Annotated in this window: 1 protein-coding gene; it reads right to left on the bottom strand. The window is 43.8% G+C overall.

The genetic code is table 11. From position 1 onward, the window contains the following. Window positions 1–607: 607 nt before the first annotated feature. On the bottom strand, window positions 608–1,045 hold a 438-nt coding region (locus tag DDR33_RS19545), incomplete at its 5' end, for a DUF4142 domain-containing protein (RefSeq protein ID WP_109417495.1).

Here is a 1,045-nt window from a genome sequence, read left to right as displayed (position 1 = left end):
ATAGTTCAAACAGGATTACCAAATTGCAGTGTATAATTCAACCAGGAATAACAAATCATCGTGTATAATTAATTCAGGATTTATTCAGTAAGGTGTATAGCCATTCTAGGATAAGACAACAGGAAGAAAGTATTATACTTGTCATATGGCCAGTTCGGAGAACTATCCTGCCCCTGGCCGGCTCCGCTGCTGCCCCAATCCGGGATATATGCAGGATGAGAGCACAGTGAGAGCACGGTAAGTGCACATTTCTCTGGCAAAACGTGCACTCACCGTGCTCTCATCCTGCACTCACTGTGCTCTCATCCCCAATAGAGTACCTGCCGGGATACATGCAGGGAGGGAATGTCCTGCCTGTCGGGTGCCTCTGAACCTTCCTGTCATCTGTGAATAAAAGAGTGGTCTTTAAGTGTCCGGACAGAAGCACATGGACAGAATTAAATGTGATGGCTCTGGTTCTCCTGAAAAGACTGTTATGATCTGGAATAAGTTTTCGAACTTCTTAAGACGTTAGCTTCGGATAGAAAACTATAAAGTAATAAAGGCTGGCTACAATAATAGTCAGCCCGCAGACAATCAAATAGAAGTTAGATATTTCTCAGTAATTTTATGGGTTAAACATATCATCCAAAGCTTCAGCTTCTTCAAGGTGATGGCGAAGCACATCAATTTTACCGGCTGCAAACTGCCGTATTGCTTCTATATCGGCGTGCCCTGCTGCATATTCAAAAAGGTCGATTGTTTCCTCATGAGAATCTTCCATCATACTGGCATACTCCTTTTCAAAAGCATTTACATCGGTAATAGCAGCAAGTTTGTTGTATCTCTCCTGGTGCTTTTGCGTCATCGCTGGAGGAGTAGCAAGTGAAAGGCCATTTGCTTCCGCCACCATTTTCAATTCTACTGTGGCAGTTCCATGATCTTCCAGCATGTGATTAGCAAAAGTTTCTATTTGGGCGTTGTCTGACCGCTCTTTGGCCAATGTTGCTGTTTCTATTTCAAATCTGTTTGCGCTCCCGGCTTCCGTAACGAACTGCTGGCTTTG

It is taken from the genome of Pararcticibacter amylolyticus (assembly GCF_003130405.1).
Classification (GTDB): Bacteria; Bacteroidota; Bacteroidia; order Sphingobacteriales; family Sphingobacteriaceae; genus Arcticibacter; species Arcticibacter amylolyticus.
Note: the sequence above shows the minus strand (reverse complement) of the source record. Positions and strands in the feature narration are given on the sequence as shown.